An 18,227-nucleotide genomic window follows, 5' to 3' on the forward strand; every position below is an offset into this window, starting at 1 on the left:
ATGCATACGACACCAGCAATCTGGTTTCCAACCATAAAAACAAATACGGGTACTGATGTCTTTACCAAGCGCCTTGTTAAAGGGCTAAATGCTCGAGGCATAAAGGCTGAGATAACCTGGTTACCACTCCGCGCAGAATACGCTCCGTGGACCGTGAGTGCACCTAAAGCACCGGATTGGGCCACAGCAGTTCACGTGAATACATGGCTACACCCTAGATTTATACCGAGCCACCTACCGTTGGTAGCGACGCTGCATCACGCAATCCATCACCCCGACGCACGAAGCTACAAAGGCTGGCTTAGAGCGGCTTACCATAAACACTGGATAGCGCCTATTGAGCGTCGAATTATGAAACGCGCAAATAAAGTCATCGCGGTAAGCCAATTTGTCGCAGATAGCGCAAGGCAAACCCTGATAGATGTGCCGATCCAAGTCATACACAACGGCGTAAATAACGAGGTTTTTAAACCAGGCCAATCGGTTCGTAATTCAGCAACGCCGTATAGGTTACTCTTCGTAGGCAGTTGGATGGCTCGTAAAGGAGTAGATTTGCTGACGCCCATCATGCGAGAGCTCGGTGACGAATTTGAGCTGCACTATACAGGCGGTCATGCTGCAGAAAAGGACAAGGCTCAAATGCCGCCCAACATGATAGATCTTGGGCGACTGCAAGGTGATGCTGAAGTGGCAGATGCTATGCATAATGCAGACGCATTACTATTTCCGTCGCGCAGTGAAGGGCATCCTCTGGTTGCAATAGAAGCCATGGCATGCGGCCTGCCGGCAGTGGCTACACATATCAGTCCGCTGGCTGAGGTAATTGACCACGGAGAAACTGGATTGCTGTGCGAACTGAACGACGTAGACGCCTTCGTAGCTGCCCTGAAAAACTTATCGAAAAACCGGCAGCTGCATGATGCCATGTGCCGCGTAGCACCCTACCGTATGCAGGAAAGGTTCTCCGAGAACGAAATGATAAAAAAATACCTGCATGTTTATCGCGACATCACCTCACCGGCGCTCGGGTGTCGCACCTAGTGCGAGTCGAAGGCTTTCAATACCAGCCGCACCGCGAATCAAGGTTGCAACCGCCAGTACACGTAGCCTGTCCCATAGACTCAGCTTACTTTGTGAAAGAATCCACTTAACTGACTCCAAAGCTGAACGCTGTTTAGCGACTGCGGCATCGCCGATATGAGCTACTCCAAGCTTACGCAGCCCGGCCCGCCCTGCAACTACCCTCCGTGCCTGTCGAATAGCACCTCCCAAGGTGCGTCGGGGCTCGGTGTAGACGACGGCATCTGGTTGATAGTTAATGCTGATGCCGACGGTGCTCGCTCGCCATGCCCATTCACGATCCCCTCCCGAAAGAAGGCGCTCATCGAAAGGTCCGACCTTATCGAATTGTGCTCTTGTGGAGAACAAATTAGCTGTTGCAGAGAACCCCTTATCCCGGACATTACTCTCTTGCCCGAACCCTGTAGTCATCTGGTACAAGGCAACACTACTAGGTGACTCTATTGAACTAAAGAGCACCTCTCCACCCACTGCCCATTTTCCTTCACCCATAATCAGTGAAGCTATACCTCGCTCAAGCCAAGACTCACAGGGTATGCAGTCTGCATCAGTAAATGCCAAAACCTCACCCTTCGCTACCGCAGCGCCCGCATTCCGGGCGGCATAAGAACCGGGTGTTTCGCATCTGATTACCCGGACCGGGAATGGATATTGGGCTGAGAGAATGACCGGCTGCTCAGAGCCGTTATCTACAACAATCACCTCGATACCACTCATCGGCCACGACTGTCGTTTAATCCCTTCAAGTGTTCTGGTGATACCCTCTACGTCGTTGAACACGGGAATAATGACACTGGTCAGTTGAGGTCGGAGCATGTTCATCTCATTTTTTGCGGGCAAGCATAGGGATACGAAGTAATTCCGTCATGACTTCGATCCACTGTCGGTTGAAGTACCAGCTCAACAGCAGATACGCACCGCCGAGCACCAGAGAACCAAGGGGCAGATGCACTGATGCTGGCAGAAGACTAACAGCACCAACGGCAAGAGCCGATGCCAATGCGGTAGATAACAGTGGTGGAATCATGCTGCCATTGTACGTCACGAAATCCACACCGCAGGCTGGCTGAATGAGAAATCGCCAAGCCAAAATATACACCACAGCCTGCCAAACTAGCATTGTCCAGGCCAGTGCAAACAAACCTCCAAGCTTGGCCGCCACCCACAGTAACGGAACGGTGACGAAAAACAGGAGTAGGTTCCACACATGAGCACGCTGAGCCATACCCACAGCGTATAGCAAGCTACCGGAAGGATTGCCTGTGGAGCGGACTAGCCCCCATAAAGCGAACAGGCGGAGATAGAAATCAGCGCCTGCCCATTGGTCGCCAAGAAACAGGAAAACAATTTGCTGGGGAAACAAAGCCAGCAGCGCATATAGCGGGAAGTTGAACGAAGCAGTCAACGCCAATGTCTTCAGGTAGACCTGACGTAACGCAGTCGCATCGTCCTGCAGGCGAGTCATGACAGGTAAGCCGACACGGGTAATAACCGGATTGATAACAGCGTTGGCAATCTTCAAAGTCAAATCACGTGGGACCGCGTAAGCAGCCACCGCAGCGGGCATAGCAAACAGGCCCGCTACAAACACGTCGGCTTGCATGCGAACCGTGTTCCAAAAACTGTCTCCAACACGATGCAGACCAAACTCGACGAACGGGCGCGCAAGTTGTAAATGAAAAAAGGCCTTAGGGCGAAGACCTGAAGATAATCGCCACCACGCCAGCATCGAGTTGATCGCGGCTGTTGACAGCATGGCAGCCACCAACGCGAAAACACCCCAGCCAAATGCTGCAGCGGCGACGGCAATAGCAGTACCCGCCACTACAGCGGCAATCTCATTCTGCGCCAGAATATTGAAACGCAGCTCCTTCTCTGCCAACACTCGAAACTGCTGCCCGAGCGCAGCAATCGGGAAACTAGCCGAAAGCCAGACCAACACCGGCAGCAGATCAGGCTGATCATAGACATAAGATAGCGGCCAACCCGACACAGCGAACAGCAGCGCCAGCAGCCAGGAAAATGCCAAGTTCAGCCAGAACAAAGTTGACAATGTGGCACGATCAGGCAGCGGGAAGTGCATCAGCGCGCTGCTGAGGCCAAGGTCTGAAAACAGCAACGCAATCGCCACAGCCACTCCCGCCATGGCCATCAAGCCGAAGTCCGCAGGAGTCAATAAGCGTGCGAGGACCGCCATTTGTAGAATCTGCATACCGGCACGGATAATCGCTGAAATCGTAGTCCAGCGGGCCGCAGAGAATGTCGCTTTGCGCAGTGTCATGGTTTAGTGGCGGTCACAAAATAGCCAGCAGTCTCACTCTCTTCTGGCCAGAATCGATCAATAGCCTGAGCAAGATGTTGATTCAACCACCAGAACGGGATTAGCAAAGTGCGCATCACAAGCCTGACCGGGCGCGGCCCTCTTCTTGCCAGTCGCAGCGTTTGATAATTGAGCTTGAGCAGCCACATTGACCAAAATCCGGTGGTCGGCGACACCACGACATCGGTAAACCCGGCCTTGCGCAGCATGTACTCAAGCCCATGGCACGTGTAGCGGTAATAGTCCCAAGGGGCTTCGTGGACCCACCATTGGAAAGGCACAGAAAGCGTCACCTGCCCGCCTCTTCGTAAGATGCGGACGGTTTCAGCCAGCATCACCTGCGGTTCAGACAGGTGCTCAAGCACCTCAAAGCTGACAACGTGGCTTGCCGTTTCATCAGCGATGGGCAGCGGGCGATTGAGGTCGGCCACGATATCGGCCTTAAGTCCGTGAAGCGTATTACCCCAGTCTACCCCTACATACTCATCTGCATGCTCAAGAATGTCCTTCTCGAAGGGGCGCACTCCGCAGCCTAGATCAATCACACGCCCGGATAGCTCGGGTAAGCGTGCGCGGACTTTATTGTTTACAGCCTTCTTTATGAGCCAGTTATGGCTAATGCGGCTTTCCGAATACACAGAGCTCAATCCATGCTGTAAAAATAGAAATCGGCGAAAGACGTTTTCGTCGAATCACCGTTGTACGGATAGGGGTTTCGAGTACAGCTCACCAAGCTCCATTGCGGCGCGTTTTTTTCTATCCAACTGCTAAACCTTCTATGGAAAACATGTTTGGCAACGGGAGCTATTGGCTCGTCTTGATTAGATGAATAAATCGCTACAAATCTCGACGATGCATTAAACAAACGGCGCATATACTCGTCAAAAACATCGTCCTCAACCAAGTGATAAATAACATCAAGTGACAATGTCAACTCAGCCGTTTGACCAGCATACTCATTGGCAAGGAAAAATTTCTTCGATGCATCCTCATGAAATAGCTCACGGCATATAGCAATAACCTCCGGGCTGACGTCGTAACCGATATAAGTCGGATACTCTGCCAAGGTGAGCTGGTTTCCATCACCGCAACCGAACTCCATAACCGAAGAGACATTATTCTCTGCGACGAACGCGTTTAAAACAGATGCCTTGAACTCGGCCAAGTGGCCGTATGAGCCGGGGCCTGAATTCCGACCGGACTCGTAGCGCTGCCCCCAGTATTCCTGCGACGAAAACGGCTTGCGGGGGAAGTGACTCTCCAAAAACTTTCTAATCATCGCCTTCATATCCGTCTCTCAGTTGCAGTGACTCTATCGAAGATATGTTCAAGACATGCAGAGCAGTCTCGTACATCGAAACGGTCTTGCACATACTGAACAGCTGCTGCAGACGTGCCCATCAGGTCGGCAGCAGTGCCGATCAAACCAAGTAGCCCCTGCACCATCGAGTGCAAGTCGCATTCCTCGAAGGTATAGCCAGTACATCCATTCAACACACCTTCATCAGCGCCGCCTTGTGCCGACGTGACGACTGGCACGCCGCTGGCTTGCGCTTCAAGAATGACCAGACCAAAACCTTCAGCATCACCGTTGTCTGCAGTCACACTTGGCAAACACAAAACACGCGCCCGATTAAGCTCTGTCAAAACATAATTAGAGTTCTGGGCCCCACAGAACTCAACCGGTATGTTCAAATCTTGTGCCAGCTGCCGTGCGCCCTCGAGCAACGGGCCATCGCCAATCATGACCAGTTCCGCATCAGCGACTTGCTTGCGCACTTCTGAAAAGGCTCGGATCAGCAGCAGGGGGGCTTTCTTGTCAACCATCCTCCCAACAAACAGGATCCGCTTACCACGCTGGTCAATCGGTAGACCTCCCGGCTTGAAACGTTCGGTATCTACGCCTGTATAACAAACTGTGATCTTGTCTTCCGGAATCCCGTATCCGACGGCTCGACGCTTGATCGCTTGGGATACGGCGATGAAATGAACGGTAGGGTCTTGCGCCATCTTGAGTAGCCGACGTGGATACACCCTGCGATGGATGCCACCTCGACCAGACTCCCACCATTCACGATGGATGTTTATGTCGTAACCGTGCAGAGTCACCACCATTGGCAATCCGAGGACTTTCACACTTGGCCAGATATCTGTGGCATCGGTGCCAAAGTGTGCATGAACCAATTGCGCATCAACAGCCCGCAAGGCTTCCACGGTAGACTGATGAGGGAGGCCAAGCATACGGAGCAAGCGCAATGCATATCGCCCAATAGTCCTGCTCGCCGCACCAGGGATGATTCTGAATTCTAGGCCGCTAAGATCAAGACCATCTTTTACCTGATCATAGCCAACGAGCACCGGCTGCCAGCGACTCAGAAATCGTGCTTGTTCCTTGATGAAGGTCTCTGACCGAAACAAAAGATCATTGCGAAAAATAATTACTTTTTTCATTTAAGCTGCACTGCAAGCATTTATCAGAGCCTATTATTTTTGAAGGTAATGACTAGGCGTCTTGGCATAGCTACCGCCTCACGGGTGTAGCAAAGGAAGCAGATTTACTGGAGTTTCCCTCTACTACCTGTATGTCAGCAAGCAACCTCGGCTTAGCAATAGCAGGCCTGAATCTGCAACCACAGATTTTCATTACTCAATCACTACCGAATAGATCGCGGGTATAAACTTTGCCTACCACGTCCTGCAAAGCACCCGCTTGGCGGTTGGCAATAATCAAATCACTAATTCGCTTGAACTCGTCAAGATCAGCAATCACCCTGGAGTCCAGAAAACTATCTGCCTTCAGGCTCGGCTCGTATATTACGACTTCAATCCCCTTGGCCTTCACGCGCTTCATTACGCCCAGGATGGCTGAGTCCCTGAAGTTATCGGAACCGGACTTCATAACCAAACGATATATACCGACTACCCGAGGATGGCGCTTGAGTACTGACTCTGCGATGAACTCCTGACGGGTAGTGTTGGCATCCACGATAGCGCGAATCAGGGTACTGGGCACATCTGCGTAGTTCGCTAGGAGCTGCTTGGTGTCCTTGGGCAGGCAGTATCCGCCATAACCAAAGCTGGGATTGTTATAGTGGTTGCCAATTCGCGGATCCAGACAAACGCCTTCTATGATCTGCTGGGTATCCAGACCATGCATCTCGGCATAGCTGTCCAGCTCATTGAAGTAGGCCACACGCATAGCCAAGTACGTATTGGCAAACAGCTTGATGGCTTCTGCTTCAGTACTGTTGGTGAACAGTAGCGGCACGTCCTGCTTGATCGCTCCCTGTTGCAGCAATCTGGCGAAGTTTTCAGCACGCGATGAGCGCTCGCCAACGACAATCCGCGAAGGATACAGATTGTCGTGCAAGGCTTTACCTTCGCGCAGGAACTCCGGTGAGAAAATCAGATTCTCGATGCCGTATTTTTCGCTCAGGCTGCGGGTATAGCCCACAGGAACGGTGGATTTAATTACCATCAAGGCGTCAGGGCTAACCTCCAAAACTGCTTCGACAACAGCCTCGACGCTTCGGGTATTGAAGGAGTTGGTATGCGGATCGTAATCGGTGGGAGTGCAAATGATCACTATGTCCGCATCGCTGAAGGCCTCCTGCTCGTTCGTGGTAGCCTTGAGATGGAGGTTTTCATTGGCCAGATATTGCTGAATTTCTTTGTCTTCAATAGGCGAACGGCGATCATTAATTTGATCCACCTTGACTTGAATGACGTCCAGGACAGTAACGCTATTATGGAGGGCGAGCAGCACACCATTGGAAAGACCGACATAGCCGGCACCGACAATCGTGATATTCATGAGTCATCACTTAACTGGAGGCAAGTACAGGCACCGGCAGCGCCTTCGTTGGGTCTGCCAAAAAAATCAATGTCCTGGTACATGCCCTTTCTCATCGGGCGTCCTTATACATCAATGCCGTAATCTGCTCAGAAATGAGCCCCATCAGAAAGACCATCACACTTCCGGTATACAGCAGCGCACTCATATTGGTGAACCGCCCCTCCATCACAAGGGTGTATCCATACCAGAGAGTCGCAATCAGAAAGGCCAGAGCCGACACCGGCGCAAACAGCTTCAGCGGCGAATACAAGGTGCCGATTTTGAAGATGATCAGCAAAAACCGTACGCCATCCTTCAACAGCTTGATATGACTTTTCCCAACACGCTGAGCGGCATGAATTGGCTCGTATGCAACCGAGTATCCGGCCCGAAAAAATGCCATGGTAGAGGTGGTGGGGTAGGAAAATCCGTTAGGCAGCAGGTAGAGGAACTCCCGAAACTTATCCGCCCGAACGGCACGAAAACCGGAGGTCAGGTCTTCTACTTTGTGCCCTGTCATATAGGTGGCCAGCCGATTGTAGAGGCCGTTTGCCAACCCACGTCCGACACTGGCTTGCGAGCCGCGCTGACGTGCCCCCACAACAAGATCGTAGCCCTCATTGATACGTTCTAGCAGGCGTTGGATATCTGCCGGATCGTGCTGCCCGTCAGCGTCCATAAAGACGACTACGTCACCACTCGCAGTTCTTGCGCCGGTTTTGATCGCTGCGCCATTACCTTTACTGTAAGGATGACGAGGCACAACACAGCCTGCCGCTTCCGCGACTGTGGCCGTTTTATCGTTGGACCCATCATCTACTACGATTATTTCCCGCCACTCACCAACAGCACGGAGTTGCTCAAGTAATGCAGGTAAGCTCGCTGCTTCGTTCTTCGCGGGAATCACGATGGATACATCAGATTCCGTCACTACAACTTCGATCATTCGCCTCGCTCCTGCGATCCATCAGTTGACACCTGAGTCATTTCTTCAAGAACGCCAGCCTTTATTTCATCAAGTAGCGCTTGAGTCATGACCCCTTTGTTTTCAACCACCAGGGGATATCGTCGGTTAATTGCATCGAGCGCCTGATCAAATTTACTGGCCACCATCGCCACCTTCAGCTGATATTGCAAAACCGGAAGCGCGACGGGTGAAGACGCCTCAGCCTTGAGAAGATAGGCATCCCGATCTGAGGCGCGCCCCAAATCCTCAGCCACCGCCGCAGCCAGGAAGTATATTCGGGTGCTGATGTGATTTATTTTGAAAAGTTGGCTGCCGGAAAGCGCCTCGATCAATGCAAGAAGGTCATCACCACTCAGATCACCACACCCGCCCTCCTGAATCAGTTCGCGCAGACCGAACAGACCGTCGACAACGGATCGTGGCTTTTCTGCGCCCGCCGCAAAGGAAACCGTATCACGCAAGCGCGCCTTTGCCTCGTCAAACCGGTTCAATTTGCAGACGTATCCGACTGCCTGAAGTCGAACGCTGACGCAACCGGGGCAATGCTGGATGGTTCGATCCAGAAGCGAAAGCGTGTACTCATATCGCTGCCTGCGAATGTACTGATAATTCAGGTCGGCTACATTGTTATCTGCTTCAGACAGCTCCAGGAACACCGCATGGGTCACTGCACGTGAAGAGGCGGGCCTTTCTGCTGCCCATACGTTGGCCGCTTTCATTGGCTGCCCCCACATACTGGTAACAGACAGCAAAACAGCCCATTGCAGTAGAACGAACAACGCAAACAAAAATACGGCCAGTCGCCGATAAGCCGCAGGCACACTGGCAACCGCCGCGGCTAATGCAAGGCAAACCCCATACACCGGAAGATAATTGCGGTGTTCAAAATACAGCTCCAGTTGAATGGTAGTGGACTCCAGCAGATGCCCGAACATGAACCAGAGCACCGCAAACAGCGGCCAGCGACTCTTGCCGCTTACGTGCAGCCATATACCAATTACCAGACTCAACAACCATGCAAGCGCAGCAACACCGGACGATATACCATCTACGGTGCGCGGATAGTCATCATGAAAGGGGCCAAACAGCGAAGGCAGCGGCGCGATGAATGCGCGGATGTATTCCCACAACACTCCTTGCTGAATTTGCAGCCGCTCCCAGGCGCTATAGCCCCGCACATCAGATACCGACAAATAATCACGCATCAACGGCGATAGATAAACCAGGAACACCACCAACGCGAGCATCAGCACTGCAAACCGCAGTTTGTGGACCCAATGATCTGCCGACCGGAGCCCTTCCTTGCGCACCAGAACATCAATAGCCAGCGCAAAGAGTGGCGTTAACGCTCCATTTTCCTTGCTGAACATCGCCAGCAAAGTACCCAGCCCAAGAAAAGTAAATTGGCAGAACAGCGCACGAACGGGAGAGCCTGCGTAAAGCCTGTAGGCCCATGTAAAGCCAACCAGTCCCAAAATACTGAATAGTGCAGCGAGACCCGTCATGCGCTGGATCGCAATCAGGGAGGTTGACGCCAATAGAGGCAGGCCAGCCCAAAGCACTGCAGAACCAAATGCAGCCCAAAATGCCTGAGGACTGGAGAACGATAGGCAAAGCCGCAAACACATATAGCCGAGCACACCTAACAGCAAAGCGTTTGCCATATGAACCAGGGCATTTACAAACAACAGCGATGCGCTGTTATCCGGCCAGCCAGATGCCTGCAAACCAAAGGAAGCAAGCGCAATCGGTCTACCTAGCGGCCCGGCAAAACCATCAAATACAAACTGTTTTGCGGAGTGCAGATCAACTATTTTGCTGAGACCTTCCAGATTTCCGTAGTCGTCGTAATAAAGTGCGCCACCAAAGCCCTGCCTGTAGACCCAAAAAAGCAAAGCCAGCGCTAGCAATACAAGCAGAAATCTAACTCCAGCCACCTTAGTCATTGCATTCCACACGCCATATTCCCTTACCATAAAAAAGCCCCGCAAAGCGGGGCTTCTTCAACTCAAAAGCTCGACTGCATTAACGGCAGGAGCCCGGCAGCCAGGCATTCTTGGCATTACCGCTGATGTTGCCAGAGCAAATCCACTCGGTGATGTGGAAAGAACCCTGATAAACCGGTGACAGTTCAATTTCCACACCAGCGATATCGCTTTGGCTATCAACGGTAACAATGCCATCAGCATCAACTTGCAAGTCGGTCGCGTACTTGGTTGCAGTGAAGTCGCCACCGCACTGAGTAAGATCAGCGTCTCGGCCTGTTGACTGGACAGTTTCAGTTACACAAGTACGTGCAGAGCTGGCAGCCAGAACAACTTCAGACATCTTGGCGCGAGCGGTGTAATCCTGGTAGGCCGGCAGCGCGATAGCAGCCAGAATACCGATGATCGCAACCACGATCATCAGTTCGATAAGGGTAAAACCCTTTTGAACTTGAGCTTTCATGTGTTTACTCCTTTAAGTGAAATAGCCAAGCGGCTGAAGGAATGAAAGCAAAAACCAGACCAATGTGCAAAGCGCTGTGTTGCGGCCTGTGTACCGCTGCACAAAAGCGTCTGGGTGCACTCCTCAAGACAGCACACGACAGAATGTGACAATTTTTGTCACACCGGCGCCGCCGGCGCATGCTACCCACTGATAACCCGCGCACAGGAGGCCCACCCGGACAGTTCAATCCCGGCGGCGTCTGTACTATAGTCTGCAGCATTAATGCTTTTGAAATTCAGGACTATTGCCACATGGAAACCCCCGCTCTTTCAGGGCTCGCACGGCGTATTGTGCAGGAAGGCCTTATTCAGGCCGACGTGGCTGCGAAAGCCTGCCAGCAGGCTAGTCAGGACAAAATTCCGCTGATCACCCATCTGGTGCAGAAGAAGCTGGCAGATGCCCGCTCGCTGGCAATGACCTGCGCTGAAGAATTCGGCTACCCCTACTTCGACCTCAGCGCTCTGGACAAGGAAGCTCAACCCAAGGAGCTGGTCAGTGAGAAGCTGGTGCGCCAGCACAATGTGATGCCGCTGTTCAAGCGCGGCTCACGCCTGTATCTGGCCATTTCTGATCCAACAAATCAGCAGGCCCTCAGTGATGTTCAGTTCCACACCGGCCTGATGACCGACGCGGTGATCGTCGAAGACGACAAGCTGCTGAGCGCTATCGAAAAATACCTCGACAGCCCGACCGGTGGCTTGGGCGACATTGGCGATGCAGATCTGGACGAGCTTGACGTTCAATCGGTCAAGGATGAAGACCGTGCGGACGGAGGCACTGACGCCGACGACGCGCCCATAGTTCGCTTCGTCAACAAGATGCTGCTTGACGCCGTGCGCATGGGTTCATCTGACCTGCACTTTGAACCCTATGAAAAGATGTACCGTGTACGTTTCCGTACCGACGGCGTGCTGCACGAGGTAGCCAAGCCTCCCGTGCAGCTGGGCGTGCGTATCGCTGCGCGCCTCAAAGTGATGTCATCCATGGACCTGGCTGAGCGCCGCAAGCCGCAAGATGGCCGCATCAAGCTGAAGATTTCCAAGAGCAAGGCCATCGACTTCCGGGTCAATACCCTGCCGACGCTGTGGGGCGAGAAGGTGGTGCTGCGTATTCTCGACTCCGAAAGCGCCAAGATGGGTATCGACGCGCTGGGTTATGAAGACGATCAGAAGCAGATGTATATGGCGGCCCTTGCCAGACCGCAGGGCATGATTCTGGTTACCGGCCCGACAGGCTCGGGCAAAACCGTATCGCTGTATACCGGCCTGAACATCCTGAACACCATGGAGCGCAATATCTCCACCGCCGAGGACCCGGTCGAAATCAACCTTGAGGGCATCAACCAGGTCAACGTAAACCCCAAGCAGGGTCTGGATTTTGCCCAGGCGCTGCGCGCCTTCCTGCGTCAGGACCCGGACATCATCATGGTGGGTGAGATCCGCGACCTGGAAACCGCCGAAATCGCGATCAAGGCCGCACAGACCGGCCACATGGTGATGTCCACCCTGCACACCAACAGCGCCGCCGAGACGCTGACGCGTCTGCGCAACATGGGTGTGCCCTCGTTCAACATCGCCACCTCGGTCAACCTGATCATCGCCCAGCGTCTGGCAAGAAGGCTGTGCAAGTCCTGCAAGGTGCCCATGGATGTGCCCCGCGAGGTGCTGCTGGAAGAAGGTTTCACACCGGAAAAAATTGATGCAGGCATAACAATTTACGGCCCTGTGGGTTGCGAAAACTGTAAAGACGGTTATAAAGGTCGTGTTGGTATCTATGAGGTTGTCAAGATCACTCCGGCGATGCAGCGCATCATCATGGAAGACGGCAACTCCATCCAGATTTCCGACGTAGCCCAGAGTGAGGGTTTCCGAAACTTGCGCCAGTCCGCGCTGATGAAGGCGGAAGAAGGTGTGACCAGCCTGGCGGAAGTCAACCGAGTGACCAAGGATTAAGTCATGGCGCAACAAGCCGCACTGAAAAAGAAACCCGCCGCCAGGAAGGCCAAGGAAGAAAAACTCTACCCCTTCAAGTGGGAGGGCAAGGATCGCAAGGGCACCAGGATCGATGGTGTGCTTCAGGGCGAGAACGCCGCACTGGTTAAAACCCAGTTGCGCAAGCAGGGCATTCTGGTCACCAAGATCAAGCGTGAATCAACCTTGTTCGGCAAGCGGCCAAAACCGATCAAGCCACTGGATATTGCGTTTTTCACTCGCCAGCTGGCAACCATGATGGAATCCGGTGTCCCCATCATCCAGGCGTTTGAGATCATTGCCGAAGGCGCGGACAACCCGAGCGTTGGCAAACTGGTCACGCAGATCAAGACAGACGTTGCCGCCGGCAACACACTGGCAGACTCCTTGCGCCAGCACCCCAAGTATTTTGACGATCTGTTCTGCAACCTGGTTGAGTCGGGTGAGCAGTCGGGACGACTGGAATCGCTGCTTGATCGCATTGCGACCTACAAGGAAAAGACCGAGGCACTCAAGGCCAAGATCAAGAAGGCCATGACCTACCCGATCGCGGTGATTGTGGTGGCGGTGATCGTAACGGCGGTCATGCTTCTGAAGGTTGTGCCAGCATTTCAGGAAGTGTTCGCCAACTTTGGCGCCGAACTGCCGGCCTTTACCCTATTTGTGATCGGACTATCCGAGTGGCTGCAGTCATGGTGGTTTGTCGCCTTGGTGCTGATGATTGCTATCGGTTACGCCTACTCACAAGCCCATCAACGATCAAAGGCCTTCCGTGATTTCGAGGACCGCACCCTGCTAAAGGCGCCGATTGTTGGCGACATTGTCTATCAGGCGGCGGTAGCGCGTTATGCTCGTACGCTGTCCACCACCTTCGCTGCCGGTGTACCGCTGGTGGATGCGCTGGACTCGGTCGCAGGCGCATCCGGTAACGTGGTGTTCTACAACGCGGTCATGAAAATCAAGGAAGATGTATCTGCTGGCTCCCAGCTCAATTTTTCCATGCGCGCCACCAAGGTCTTCCCTTCGTTGGCGGTGCAGATGACCGGCATTGGTGAAGAGTCCGGTAACCTTGATGGCATGCTGGAGAAGGTGGCCGACTACTACGAGGCCGAAGTCGACAACAAGGTCGATAACCTGACCACCCTGCTCGAGCCGCTGATCATGTCGGTGCTGGGTATTCTGGTCGGTGGCCTGATCGTAGCCATGTACCTGCCGATCTTCCAGCTGGGTAACGTTGTCTGACCCATGCCACTCCTTGACTATCTGGCCAGCCACGCGCTGGCCTTTGTTTTGCTCGCAGGGCTGATTGGCCTGATCGTTGGCAGCTTCCTCAACGTGGTGATTCACCGTCTGCCGCGCATGATGGAGCGCGAGTGGCATCAACAGGCTCTAGAGCTGCTCGAACCCAACAAAAAACACCCTGCCGCAGACACCTACAACCTGCTGCTGCCCCACTCCCATTGCCCGCACTGCAAGACTGAAATAAAGGCCTGGCAGAACCTGCCGGTAATCAGCTACCTGTTGCTGCGCGGCCGCTGCGGCCAATGCAGGGCGCCAATCAGCGCCCGCTACCCGCTGGTCGAGATTCTGACGGCGGCGCTGTCGATGGTAGTAGCCTGGCACTACGGTTTTGGCTGGGCGGCCGGCGGCATGCTGCTGCTGACCTGGGGCCTGATCAGCCTGAGCATGATCGACGCCGACACCCAGTTACTGCCCGATGACCTTGTGCTGCCGTTGCTGTGGCTGGGCCTGATCGCCAACAGCATCGGCCTTTACACCGACCTTAATACCGCCTTGTGGGGCGCCATTGCCGGCTACCTCAGCCTGTGGTCGGTGTATTGGCTGTTCAAGCTGATCACCGGCAAGGAAGGCATGGGCTACGGCGACTTCAAGCTGCTCGCCATGCTTGGTGCCTGGGGTGGCTGGCAGATTCTGCCGCTGACCATCCTGCTGTCGTCGCTGGTGGGTGCCATTCTCGGCATCATTATTCTCAAGACACGTGGTGCAGCCAACAGCACACCACTGCCCTTCGGGCCCTATCTGGCCATTGCCGGCTGGATAGCGCTGATCTGGGGTGAGACAATCACCAGCCAGTATCTGCAGTTCGCCGGTTTCTGACAGCAGCCGGCATCCATCCCGAGGATCCGTACCCGATGATCATAGGCCTGACTGGCGGCATTGGCAGTGGCAAGACCGCTGCTGCCAATCGCTTTGCTGCCGAACATGGCATCCACGTTGTGGACGCCGACCTCAAGTCCCGTGTTGTGGTTGAGCCGGGCAAGCCAGCCCTGAGCCATATTGTCGACCGCTTTGGCGATGCCATCCTGCTGGAGGACGGCAACCTGAATCGTGCGGCCCTGCGCGAGCGGGTATTCGCTGAACCGCAGGAGCGCCAGTGGCTGGAGCAGTTGCTGCACCCGCTGATTCGCGAAGAGATCATGACCGATCTGCAGTCCGCCCGCTCGCCTTACGCGCTGCTGGTCTCACCACTGCTGGTCGAGTCAGGCCAGAATAGTCTGACCAAGCGCATCATCGTGGTCGATGTGCCCGAAGCCATGCAGCTCGCACGCACCGTTCAGCGCGATGCGGTGCCCGAGGCACAGGTGCGCGCCATCATGCAGGCCCAGGCCCAGCGGGAAGAACGCTTGCGCCATGCCCACGACGTCCTCACCAACGACAGCGACCTGGCGGCACTGCACGCCCAGGTCGACGCGCTGCACCAGCGCTATCTCAAACTGCTGGAGTCCCAAGCATGACGCTGACGGTCAACTGCCCCACCTGCAAGGCACCGGTCACCTGGGACGACAGCTTCCCTGAACGGCCCTTCTGCAGCCATCGCTGCCGGCTGATTGATCTGGGCGCCTGGGCGGCTGAAGAGCACGTGATTGAAGGCCGTCAGGACGACGAGCAGGATATCTTTTCCGACGACTTGCCGGAGCGCTGAGCATGCGCCGCATTCACGTGATGGCGGCGGTCATTCGTGACCCCCAGCGCCGGATCTTGATCGCCAGGCGCCCGGACAATGCGCATCAGGGCGGATTATGGGAGTTTCCCGGCGGCAAGCTTGAAGCAGACGAGACCCGCCTCGATGGGCTGCGCAGGGAGCTGAGGGAAGAGCTGGGGATAACCGTGATCAGCGCGCGCCCGCTGATCGACTTGCAGCATGACTACACAGACAAACAGATTCGTCTGGATGTATGGGAAGTCAGCAGCTTCAGCGGCGACGCACATGGCGCCGAGGGGCAACCGGTGCGCTGGGTAACCGAACAACAGCTGAACGACTTCAGCTTTCCGGCAGCCAATCAGCCGATCGTCACCGCCGCGCAGTTGCCTGACCGCTATCTGGTGACTCCGGGTCTGGACGAACCCGACGTACTGGACGGCATTGGCCGAGCCGTTGCGGCAGGCATGCGACTGATCCAGCTGCGCCAGACACAGCTGGATGACGCGCGCTACCGGGCGCTGTGCGAGCAGGTGATGGCCCGCTGGGGTGACCAGGCCATATTTATGCTGAAGGGTGATCAGGCACCAGTGATGGAAGGCGCCGGCTGGCACCTGACGGCTGCCCAGCTTCGCGAATTTGCCCAACAGCCGACACCAGTTCGTCCGCTGCCAGAGCACCGCTGGCTGGCAGCTTCCTGCCACAACGCAGAGGAGCTGCAGATGGCGGAAGCGCTGGGAGTGGATTTTGTAACGCTGTCGCCGGTTCTGCCCACACAAACCCATCCCGACGCTCTGCCCCTCGGCTGGGAGCAGGCCCACGCCCTGCTGACACGCTGCCGCCTGCCCGCCTACCTGCTGGGTGGACTGACGCTGGCCGAGCTGAATACCGCCCACCATGCAGGCGCACAGGGCATTGCGGCCATCAGGGGGCTGTGGAAGGGCAGCCAGTAAGCGCCCGGTCAACGACAGCGCAACGCCTGCGGTCAACGACAGCGCAACGCCTGCGGGCGCGGCATGCCGCGCCCCTACAATGCATCGCCGCGGTGTTTCATATTTCGTGATTTTGCAGGGCCACGACATGTCGTGGCCGCAAGGTAGATGCGCAGGCTGTTGCCGCACCCGGCGGTCTGCCGGCACCGTATTCGCGGGCGCAGCGTATCTCGCCCCTACAGCTGTACCACCCGCAGCTCTTTCGGCATGCTGAAGACGATGTTTTCTTCCTTGCCCGCCAGCTCCTCTGCGCCGGTGGCACCCTGGGCGTGCAGGTGGGCGATAACCTGGCGCACCAGCACATCCGGTGCCGAGGCACCTGCGGTGACGCCGACATTCTGCGCGCCCTCCAGCCAGGCTGATTGAATCTCTTCGGCACCATCAATCAGGTAGGCAGGCGTGCCCATACGCTCGGATAGCTCGCGCAGGCGATTGGAGTTGGAGCTGTTCGGGCTGCCGACCACCAGCACCACATCGCAGGACGCAGCCAGTTGCTTGACGGCATCCTGGCGGTTCTGGGTGGCGTAGCAGATGTCATCCTTGCGTGGCCCGTCAATCGACGGGAAGCGTGCACGCAACGCGTCGATCACCCGCGCAGTATCATCCATCGACAGGGTGGTCTGGGTGACAAACGCCAGGCGCTCAGGGTCTTGCACCTGCAAGCGTTCGACGTCCGCCTCGTCCTCAACCAGATAGATTGCCCCGCCGTTACTGGCGTCGTACTGCCCCATGGTGCCTTCGACCTCAGGGTGACCAGCGTGACCAATAAGGATGCATTCGCGCCCTTCGCGGCTATAGCGGGTTACTTCCATATGCACCTTGGTCACCAGCGGGCAGGTGGCGTCAAACACCTTGAGACCCCGATCTGCCGCCTCCTGACGCACAGCCTGAGACACGCCGTGGGCGCTGAAGATAACGATCACGTCATCCGGCACCTGATCGATTTCTTCGACAAATACCGCGCCACGATTACGCAGATCCTCGACCACAAACTTGTTATGGACTACCTCGTGACGCACGTAGATCGGCGGGCCGAACACTTCCAGCGCGCGATTGACGATCTCGATGGCTCGGTCGACACCGGCGCAGAAGCCGCGGGGGTTGGCCAGTTTGATCTGCATGAAAAGCCTCGCTGGAGTATCGAAAGAATGGGCCGAGAGCTGACGCGCTCAGCGGACGTCGACGATCTCGACATCAAAGGTGATGACCTTGCCGGCCAGCGGATGATTGAAGTCGACCTCGACCACCGAATCATGCACCTGCTTGACCACACCCGGCAACTCGCCGCCGGCGGCGTCGGCAAAGATCACCAGCAGCCCCGGCTCCAGCTCCATTTCGTCAAACTGATCGCGGGCTATGGTCTGGATATTCTGCTCATTGCCCGGCCCGAAACCGCGCTCGGGCTCGATCTCGAAACTGCGGCAGTCACCGGCCTTGAGACCGAACAGCACCTGCTCAAAACCGGGCAACAGACTGCCGTCACCCACCTTGAAGGTAGCTGGCTGCTTGTCGGTGGTGGTATCGACCACGTCGCCATTGGGCAGCTTGAGGGTAAAGTGCAGGGTTACTTCGGACTCGTGACCAATACGTGTTTCTGTCATGGGAATCTCGCCTGGAAAGCCGGGCCCGCTT

Annotated in this window: 18 protein-coding genes; 7 read left to right on the forward strand and 11 right to left on the reverse strand. The window is 55.4% G+C overall.

Annotated features, from left to right (window positions below):
- Entirely contained in the window at positions 1-1,041 is a 1,041-nt protein-coding gene (locus tag O5O48_RS01155) for a glycosyltransferase family 4 protein (RefSeq protein ID WP_269687921.1), read from the forward strand.
- Here O5O48_RS01155 and O5O48_RS01160 read toward each other — a convergent pair.
- The 9 genes from O5O48_RS01160 to O5O48_RS01200 form a co-directional block, all read right to left on the reverse strand.
- A complete protein-coding gene (locus O5O48_RS01160; RefSeq protein WP_269687922.1) occupies positions 1,015-1,896 on the reverse strand; it encodes a glycosyltransferase in 882 nt (293 codons plus the stop codon). The genes O5O48_RS01155 and O5O48_RS01160 overlap by 27 nt on opposite strands.
- A 7-nt stretch (positions 1,897-1,903) precedes the next feature.
- Positions 1,904-3,361 (reverse strand): MOP flippase family protein, encoded by a 1,458-nt coding sequence (locus tag O5O48_RS01165; protein WP_269687923.1) that lies wholly within the window; start codon positions 3,359-3,361, stop codon positions 1,904-1,906.
- Complete coding sequence (locus O5O48_RS01170) at positions 3,358-4,038, reverse strand: methyltransferase domain-containing protein (RefSeq protein ID WP_269687924.1); 681 nt, start codon at positions 4,036-4,038, stop codon at positions 3,358-3,360. The genes O5O48_RS01165 and O5O48_RS01170 overlap by 4 nt, the downstream gene beginning before the upstream one ends.
- A gap of 5 nt (positions 4,039-4,043) precedes the next feature.
- A complete protein-coding gene (locus tag O5O48_RS01175; RefSeq protein ID WP_269687925.1) occupies positions 4,044-4,688 on the reverse strand; it encodes a class I SAM-dependent methyltransferase in 645 nt (214 codons plus the stop codon).
- The gene (locus O5O48_RS01180; protein WP_269687926.1) at positions 4,685-5,851 is read right to left on the reverse strand and encodes a glycosyltransferase; all 1,167 of its coding nucleotides are present in this window, start codon (positions 5,849-5,851) and stop codon (positions 4,685-4,687) included. Before O5O48_RS01180 ends, O5O48_RS01175 begins: the two co-directional genes overlap by 4 nt.
- A 196-nt stretch (positions 5,852-6,047) precedes the next feature.
- Positions 6,048-7,214: a nucleotide sugar dehydrogenase gene (locus tag O5O48_RS01185; protein WP_269687927.1), complete on the reverse strand. Its 1,167-nt coding sequence runs from the start codon at positions 7,212-7,214 to the stop codon at positions 6,048-6,050.
- A gap of 91 nt (positions 7,215-7,305) precedes the next feature.
- The gene (locus O5O48_RS01190; protein ID WP_269687928.1) at positions 7,306-8,181 is read right to left on the reverse strand and encodes a glycosyltransferase family 2 protein; all 876 of its coding nucleotides are present in this window, start codon (positions 8,179-8,181) and stop codon (positions 7,306-7,308) included.
- The gene (locus O5O48_RS01195; RefSeq protein ID WP_269687929.1) at positions 8,178-10,148 is read right to left on the reverse strand and encodes a hypothetical protein; all 1,971 of its coding nucleotides are present in this window, start codon (positions 10,146-10,148) and stop codon (positions 8,178-8,180) included. The genes O5O48_RS01190 and O5O48_RS01195 overlap by 4 nt, the downstream gene beginning before the upstream one ends.
- A 79-nt stretch (positions 10,149-10,227) precedes the next feature.
- Positions 10,228-10,650 carry a pilin gene (locus tag O5O48_RS01200; protein ID WP_269687930.1) on the reverse strand — a complete coding sequence of 141 codons (423 nt, stop codon included), beginning with the start codon at positions 10,648-10,650 and terminating at the stop codon, positions 10,228-10,230.
- 293 nt (positions 10,651-10,943) lie between these two features.
- Between O5O48_RS01200 and pilB the strand changes: the two genes are divergently transcribed.
- The 6 genes from pilB to O5O48_RS01230 are packed head-to-tail and all read left to right on the forward strand — an operon-like array spanning position 10,944 to position 16,556.
- On the forward strand, positions 10,944-12,644 hold the full coding sequence (pilB, locus tag O5O48_RS01205; protein ID WP_269687931.1) for a type IV-A pilus assembly ATPase PilB: 1,701 nt from the start codon (positions 10,944-10,946) through the stop codon (positions 12,642-12,644).
- Between the two features lie 3 nt (positions 12,645-12,647).
- Positions 12,648-13,904, forward strand: coding sequence for a type II secretion system F family protein (locus O5O48_RS01210; protein WP_269687932.1), 1,257 nt, complete (start codon positions 12,648-12,650; stop codon positions 13,902-13,904).
- A gap of 3 nt (positions 13,905-13,907) precedes the next feature.
- On the forward strand, positions 13,908-14,780 hold the full coding sequence (locus tag O5O48_RS01215; RefSeq protein ID WP_269687933.1) for a prepilin peptidase: 873 nt from the start codon (positions 13,908-13,910) through the stop codon (positions 14,778-14,780).
- 35 nt (positions 14,781-14,815) lie between these two features.
- Positions 14,816-15,418 carry a dephospho-CoA kinase gene (gene coaE, locus O5O48_RS01220; protein ID WP_228245812.1) on the forward strand — a complete coding sequence of 201 codons (603 nt, stop codon included), beginning with the start codon at positions 14,816-14,818 and terminating at the stop codon, positions 15,416-15,418.
- Positions 15,415-15,606, forward strand: coding sequence for a DNA gyrase inhibitor YacG (gene yacG, locus O5O48_RS01225; RefSeq protein ID WP_088277640.1), 192 nt, complete (start codon positions 15,415-15,417; stop codon positions 15,604-15,606). The genes coaE and yacG overlap by 4 nt, the downstream gene beginning before the upstream one ends.
- Before the next feature lie 2 nt (positions 15,607-15,608).
- Positions 15,609-16,556 carry a Nudix family hydrolase gene (locus tag O5O48_RS01230; protein ID WP_269687934.1) on the forward strand — a complete coding sequence of 316 codons (948 nt, stop codon included), beginning with the start codon at positions 15,609-15,611 and terminating at the stop codon, positions 16,554-16,556.
- Between the two features lie 215 nt (positions 16,557-16,771).
- Here O5O48_RS01230 and ispH read toward each other — a convergent pair whose 3' ends face one another.
- Both ispH and fkpB read right to left on the reverse strand, forming a co-directional pair.
- Entirely contained in the window at positions 16,772-17,716 is a 945-nt protein-coding gene (gene ispH / locus O5O48_RS01235; RefSeq protein WP_269687935.1) for a 4-hydroxy-3-methylbut-2-enyl diphosphate reductase, read from the reverse strand.
- A 48-nt stretch (positions 17,717-17,764) separates the two neighbouring features.
- Positions 17,765-18,196: an FKBP-type peptidyl-prolyl cis-trans isomerase gene (fkpB, locus tag O5O48_RS01240; protein ID WP_233049084.1), complete on the reverse strand. Its 432-nt coding sequence runs from the start codon at positions 18,194-18,196 to the stop codon at positions 17,765-17,767.
- Positions 18,197-18,227: the final 31 nt, after the last annotated feature.

The sequence above is a fragment of the Halopseudomonas sp. MFKK-1 genome (assembly GCF_027474385.1).
Taxonomy (GTDB): Bacteria; Pseudomonadota; Gammaproteobacteria; order Pseudomonadales; family Pseudomonadaceae; genus Halopseudomonas; species Halopseudomonas aestusnigri.